The 6,916-nt window shown below is 44.0% G+C and carries 7 protein-coding genes; 4 read left to right on the plus strand and 3 right to left on the minus strand.

The annotated features are described in order from the left end of the window. Positions 1-110 precede the first annotated feature (110 nt). The 3 genes from RM811_RS11595 (at position 111) to RM811_RS11605 (ending at position 2,120) form a co-directional block, all read left to right on the plus strand. Positions 111-662 carry a recombinase family protein gene (locus tag RM811_RS11595; protein ID WP_402524279.1) on the plus strand — a complete coding sequence of 184 codons (552 nt, stop codon included), beginning with the start codon at positions 111-113 and terminating at the stop codon, positions 660-662. Between the two features lie 432 nt (positions 663-1,094). Continuing rightward, on the plus strand, positions 1,095-1,781 hold the full coding sequence (locus RM811_RS11600; RefSeq protein WP_402524282.1) for a hypothetical protein: 687 nt from the start codon (positions 1,095-1,097) through the stop codon (positions 1,779-1,781). Between the two features lie 150 nt (positions 1,782-1,931). Then, on the plus strand, positions 1,932-2,120 hold the full coding sequence (locus tag RM811_RS11605; protein ID WP_402524285.1) for a hypothetical protein: 189 nt from the start codon (positions 1,932-1,934) through the stop codon (positions 2,118-2,120). A gap of 140 nt (positions 2,121-2,260) precedes the next feature. Here the strand turns inward: RM811_RS11605 and RM811_RS11610 are convergent, their stop codons facing one another. After that, positions 2,261-3,361, minus strand: coding sequence for a replication initiation protein (locus tag RM811_RS11610; RefSeq protein WP_402524287.1), 1,101 nt, complete (start codon positions 3,359-3,361; stop codon positions 2,261-2,263). A gap of 375 nt (positions 3,362-3,736) precedes the next feature. Between RM811_RS11610 and RM811_RS11615 the strand changes: the two genes are divergently transcribed. Continuing rightward, the gene (locus RM811_RS11615) at positions 3,737-4,354 is read left to right on the plus strand and encodes a hypothetical protein (protein ID WP_402524290.1); all 618 of its coding nucleotides are present in this window, start codon (positions 3,737-3,739) and stop codon (positions 4,352-4,354) included. 344 nt (positions 4,355-4,698) lie between these two features. Here RM811_RS11615 and RM811_RS11620 read toward each other — a convergent pair whose 3' ends face one another. Further along, positions 4,699-6,147 carry a hypothetical protein gene (locus RM811_RS11620; RefSeq protein WP_402524292.1) on the minus strand — a complete coding sequence of 483 codons (1,449 nt, stop codon included), beginning with the start codon at positions 6,145-6,147 and terminating at the stop codon, positions 4,699-4,701. Between the two features lie 5 nt (positions 6,148-6,152). After that, a complete protein-coding gene (locus RM811_RS11625) occupies positions 6,153-6,611 on the minus strand; it encodes a hypothetical protein (RefSeq protein ID WP_402524295.1) in 459 nt (152 codons plus the stop codon). Positions 6,612-6,916 lie beyond the last annotated feature (305 nt).

Raw genomic sequence — 6,916 nt, forward strand, 5'->3', positions numbered from 1 at the left:
TATCAATAAAACTTAGCTCAATGAAGTATTGATTTATCATTGAGCCATGCAATATCATGGAGCCAACTCAAATGAGCCAAGTAAGGCAACTATTCAACAGGGGAAATTCCGTGGCCACAGTCGCGTATTACAGGGTCAGTACCAAAGAACAATCCATCGAGAACCAACGAATGGAACTTGAGAAGGTTTACCAGATTGAAAGGGACTTTATGGACAATGCCGTTAGCGGCACGATAAAGACCGCTGACAGGGAAGGCTTCTCAGCCATGCTTAACTATGTTCGTGATGGAGACACTCTCATAACCGTAGATATTGACCGGTTAGGCCGTGATGCTATCGACGTTCAACAGACAATCGCCAAACTGAAAGGTATGGGAGTAAACATCATTATCACTCGCCTGGGTGTTGATCTGGACAGTGATGCCGGGGAATTACTGATAACCATCATGAGTAAGGTTGCTGAAATGGAACGCAGAAAGATGCTGGAAAGACAAAGGGCAGGTATCGCCAGAGCCAAGGCTGAAGGCAAGTACAAAGGCTCTCAGAAATCGGTTGAACCTGAAGTCGTTAAGAGTGCCAGAAAAACCATGAGCATTGCTGATACAGCTGAACACCTGGGTATTTCAGTTGCGACTGTTAAGCGATTACAAAAGGCAAACTGAGCTATTCCAAAGGTGGGACTCCCCACCTTTTCATATCCCAATCAGGACTTTCCCTTCATCCGTCCCAGGCAGGAACGTAGCCAGCTAGCGACAACATCTAATCTCGTGGGCGATGGTTCTTCTGGTTTCGATACTGGTGTTTTAAAGATTGGTAGGTCATACAAAGGTAAACCGTCCTCACCCAATATAGGACCCAAAGCAGGAGGCTCTTGATCCCTCATATTATCCAATGATTTCTTTTCCATAAAATTCCTTGTTCATACTGACCCACAACGGTTTCATACATTTGCTGTGTTCTGGCAATGGTCTGCCCGATTGCTGTGGTGCTAGTCCTTGTGGTGCCGGTTGTCCGGGTTGTGGTTGCATAACGGATTGCATGGAACATCCTCTTTTTTTACCATACTCCGTCTCTGTCGTTTTCTGGATACTGGTATGGCTCGCTTAAATGTATGGTCTATCGTGTTGGTCGTATTGGCCCTGTCTGGTTGTGCGGGTTTTCTGAAACCGGTTCAGCCTGAAAAGCTGGTACTGGATTGGAAAGATTTTTCTCCGGCTGCGTTTGAGTCGAATTGTAATCAATGGGTTGCCCTGAGTACTGCACAGAAGCACCGCTTAAATTCCTGGAAAAGATTGTGTTACCAGTCTCCACCCCTGTCTAGTCTTGATCAATATTCGCTGGTTGTTGATATTTATTCTTTTGATGATGATCAGCAATATTATTTTGATCGGATTTATTCAGATATAACAGAGATAGACAAGCCTTACGAAAGAACATTCTTCTCAAATTTAGCCGTCAAAGTGGAAAAGATGGATATGACCGTCGCTGAGGAAAGAGGCTACAACGCGATGGTGGATCTGTTGGAAAAAAGAGGTCTGTCAACGGTAAGTCATAATTGCTCTAATGATTTACAAGCTGTTAGCGACAATGCTTTATTCTGCTCCGATCCTGATAAAAACCTAATGTTTGCAGTTAAATATTTGTTGCATTCAGGCAAGATTGCGGATTTAAAACTGTACGTTTGGTTAGATGCTCGTCCTAAGATCAATGAATCCGGTTCGGAATACAAAACGGCTATGCGGATACTCAATGATAAAAACCTGTTGTCACTGGTTGATTAATGCAGAAGTCCTTTAAGATGACTGTCGTATTGTCCAAACCAGATACTCGATGGTTGCCAGCTTGAAGCGATAGCCAAAGGTGGGATTTCCCACCTTTCCATATCCTAATCAGGCTTTCCCTTAACCCTTCTCAAGCATGAACGTAGCCAGTTGGCGACAACTGCTAATCTCGTGGGCTATGGTTCTTCTGGTTTCGATACGGGATTCCTGAAGGCTGGCAATAAGTATAATGGTATGCCGCCCGGACCCAGTTCCGGCGGTGATTTCTCCCTCAAATTATTCAATGGTTTCTTTTCCATTTTTGATGACTTCTTTCCTAAGTTGATGGTTGCCGGATAGGGTAACGGTAGGGATGCCACTTCCCAGGGGTCAAGAAATTCCACCTTAAAACTTCGACATTTTTTTTCATTTCCCATATAGATATCTTCTACGTTCTCCGCAATTTAAACCGTGGAGGATATGCTTTTGAGTATTCATGATTACACCGTCTCATCCAGATCCAGACCTTCAGCCCAACTTCTGTCAAACAATTTTTGCTCAGTCGATTTTGATTCCGGCTTAGCTGCTGCCTGATCTTCTCTGCGTTTATTTTTTAGAATCCCTTTGTAGTAATTGATATCCGAACCCTTAACACCACCAGACGCCTTAGCTCTTATAAGGTCGAGTAATCCTTCCAGAATGACCTCTTTGGAATAGGCACTACAAATCAAGAGTACCTCTTCATTAGTGGCGTCAGGTATACGCGAGAGAATACACTCAGCCCCACCTAAAAATTCTAGAGATGCCTCTTCTCTTCTCCGCATAGCAACACTTGCTACATCAGAGTTTTCAACTTCTACAAATTTCTCGTTGTGTTCGATCTTAAAGTTGATGGAATTGATTCTCCTGCCTGCACGGATCAGAGTGTATTCAAACTTGAGGTCAGTATGTTCTGCCAGTTCCTTTTGACAGTGATCAAGAATATACCTTCTGAAATCAACAAACCGCGAGTATCGACCCTTTTCAACACCCAGGTATTCTCGAAGGTCAGTAACCGTGATTTCTCGAAAAGCCACAGGACGCCCGTTGTTAACGCCTTTCACTGGCAGAAACTGACGCAACAACTCATACAATCGAATTGAGTAAGTAGATTTAAGATGCACTACCTGATTCAGGCTGTAGGTGGTGAACTGGTTTTTAACCTGTAACAAGTAAGGCTTGAGTTCCGGTGAAACAGAAAATTCCACACAACCCTTGTCAGGGTAAAAACGGGAATGGGAAAACCAAGTCACCATCAGGAAGCCTTTAGGGTTGCCCGGCTCCTTGATAGTGATGACACTGGACATCAACCGAAGACATATTTTGTCGATGTCCCTATACAGGTTTTCGCTGGTTATCCCGGTCAGCGCTACCAATTCATTAATCGTTACCTGGTAATGCTTAAAATCTTCATCCTCCGGTGACATCTGGCCAACCACGGCCAAGACCACTTTCTGGTCCCTCAATTTCAACCGGTTACCCACTTCCAGCAATTTAACTTCAACCAACTTATTCGCCTTGGTGATTTTTATGTGATCAATATCGGTCATGATCCTTGGCATGTGAAAAAATCCGTTAGTTGAACGTGCCTGTCATCATATCCGGTTAAGGTGAATATGAATATCGATTTTCCACCTTAAGGTGTTAAAAGCTCCACCTTAAGGTGTTAAAAGCTCCACCTTAAGGTGTTAAAAGCTCCACCTTAAGGTGTTAAAAGCTCCACCATAGACCGCTACAGCCCCCATATCTATTGATCTGTAGAGTAGGGTAAAACAAGAAAAACAAGTAAAAACAAGAAAAACAAGACTAACGGACGTTGTTTGTTGGTCAGTTGGTTAAACATTCTTTTGATGTTGATTTTGCCGATATACCTAAAAGACCGATTCAGGCATACTAATTTGGTATCGAAGTACTAATCTTTAGGGATGAATAAAAAAATGCCTAAAATGCTGGATGACAAGGCTGCTGCTGATCTGCGCGAGCGACTGGAAGACGTTGATCAAAATGAAGAGTCTTACAACCGGTACTGTCAGCTTCAGGGCGAAAGTTTGCTTCCGCTCGTTAGCTTTAAACTTGTCAGCGAACATCATGAACTGAAGATGGTTCGTAATCCTGACGAAGGAATAGAGGTTCAGATATACCTTCTGGATCATGACCGTAAAGCTGTTCTTTACTACAACCACATAGAAAAGGTTGATTTTAGTATTAAGCAGCATACCGATCAGCCAGTACGTCAGGTCATGATCTGGCGTGAAAACCGGATCAATGGCGGCAATGATACCCATGGGCTGGTTGAGTCTGTATTTTTTGATTTTCTGATCGGGCAATACAGTATTGCGGTCAGCGATTCAGAACAGACCCGTGATGGTCGAAGAATGTGGGAAAAACTAATCAGCATGGCCATTGAAAAGGGAATGGAAGCAGGCCGTATGGATAAGGATAATTATGAATACCATTCTATCCCTGACATACGGGAACTGACCAAAACTTCAAAATGGTTATGGGGCGACCAAGATGTTCATAAAAACCGTCTAGCAGTAATCATGAAGCTCTAACCGTACCTGATAACCTGTCAGACCATTCCGAGCAGCTGTACGGAATGGTTTGATCAGTATCACTTTTCTCGCCTTTACCTCCTATGCTTAGTGCCACTACCCTAAAACGGGTATTCAGTCTTTTACTATAGGCTCTGTGGTTACAGTCTTTCAATGTCATTATTACGAAAAAAACGACCGTATTTCTCATCAATATAATTACGGCCGGAAGTGGTTTGTTTCGTATGAATAGTCACGGAAAAAGTCGCTTTATGGTTTTATCCGTAATTTTGGTATTTTGACCGTGTTTAGTTGTCCGTTTGACCATACGTTACGCAGTAACAATAGATGTGCTGCCAAGCTATTCATTCACTTTCTTCCCAATCAATTTCGTCTGGCAAGATAAGACCATCACGCTCTCCATGCTCATGGAAAGATGGTGCAACATGCTCTGCAAACGTAAGTGCAAGTGCATCCCCGCAATCAGGACTCGATAACCCCCTTCGTTTCATATCTTCCTTTTTCTCCAGCTGGACCTGAAACTTTGTCGCTGTATAGCCGTATTCCAGTCCGGTTAAATCGTCGGCTAATTCAGGGTCATCGGGTATATCAACCTCCCCGGCTAACCAATCTTTCATGCGTCCCCACATTTCCGCCCGTTTATTAAGGTACCTTTCTTCATCGTCGGATTTATTAGCGGCGTTGACCTCCTGTATCCGGTATCCAAGCTCTACTAACTGATCAACGACACCGGCTCCAATACCGATTACATCAACAAAGGTGCATACCGGTTTAAACTGCTGTGTTTTTTCTATAACTCTTGCTGACAGTTGAACCGTGTTAAGGTTTCGGTATTTGAAAATATGTAAAACCTTTCTGCCCTGGCGAACCAGTATTATGGATTGATCATCACCAAACCGGGCAACGTCCACTCCCAGTAATACCGGCATGTGAAAATAAACAGAATGCTCAATCGTTCTCGACCTTGCGTTGGCAACATGATCTGACGGGATAAATTGCAGACTGCCTGCCCTGGGGAACTCTCCCTTAACTCTAACCCTGACAAAATCAGAATCCTCTCCGTAGTCATCAACCCATTGCGACAACTGTTCATCATTCGTCATCTTGCAGGTACGGCTATCAATTTGAGTGTGATTCCAACGATGTTTGAATTTACCAAAGCATTCACGAAACCGGCCGGTATTCCGCGTCGGGTTTCCATAGCAAAACCACATGGCTCGAGGTGTGGTCATTGCCCCCTCAGACACTTCCCATATTGCATCAGGGATTGCAGAGGCTTCGTCGTAGAGAATTAACACATGGTCAGCGTGCAAACCGGCAAAGGCTTCAGGTCGTGACTCACTCCAAGGGATTGCAGAGATAAACCATGTTTCAGGATTCTGTACCTGGTAGAACTTGGTTGCGGTCCATTGAAACCAGTAATGATGGATACAGCGTTTGTGCCAGACCGACAGTTCCCGCCACGTCTTGGTTCTCAACTGCGCTTCTGTATTGGCGGTAACAATGCCTGCCAGATGCGGTTTGGTAGACATTGCCCACAGAATAATCCAGGCGACTAAAGCCGATTTACCAATACCATGCCCTGATGACACCGCTTCACGAATCACTGCCAGTTTGTCTTGCTCCAGAGCATCTCGAATACGGTTCAATTGTTCTGTCTGCCATGAGTCTGGCTTACCACCATCCGGAAACTTGATGAGTGTTCTCACAAACCGGTAAGGATCATGACGACAGGCGATTATCTGCTTTCTAAAATCAACTTCTGGCTGAATTGTTTTATCTGAATAAACCATGGTCGTTAATGCCTCATGTATTCAGATTCCTCTTCTATCGGATCCTCCGTATTTTGCTGCCTTTCCAGCTGCACATCTTCATCCTGTTTGCGAACCCATTCCAGAGCGTCAGACGCACTGACATCGACCTTGGCCTCCACTTCATGCCGGTCCCTCCATTCTTCAGGACAACGGTTTTTCAGGAAAAATATTTGTGCTGTTGTAACCCCTGACTTGGCATCTTTAAATAAGGCATTTTCTACTTCACGAATGGCTTGTCCCTGGCCTCGCTTAAGGGCTTCACGAAATGCAGCTGCTTTTTTTTTGTGCTTATGAAGAGTGCTCTCAGCAATTCCAAGAGCGTGAGCGATAGCAATATAACTACCGCCACTGGCAGCTTCTTTTTCTGCTTTTTTCAGAAACTCTTCATCAATTATCACGTTCCCTTTACCGGGAACCCTGCCTTTTCTGTTTCCTGATGACATTGTCTGTTACCTGTTTCAGGGTTTTTGTTAATACCCTGAAGGTAGTACGTTATTCCTTTCTTTCCTTTTTTTATGGTATCCACAGGCTTTCTAGCTTATCTGGCCGCAAACCCCTGAAAAAAAGCACTCTCCAGGAAAATCAACTATATAACCAAGAACAAGTAGATGAATCCAAATCCTTAACTTTTGATTCTTTCTGCCCTTTCACAACACCCGACAAAAGACCATGGCCGACAACCTGACCCAGCTTATTCCAAAATGGACAACCGACTTTGAGTTCTGCGAACTTTTCGGCGGTATCAAGC

It is taken from the genome of Endozoicomonas sp. (assembly GCF_031844845.1).
Taxonomy (GTDB): Bacteria; Pseudomonadota; Gammaproteobacteria; order Pseudomonadales; family Endozoicomonadaceae; genus Endozoicomonas.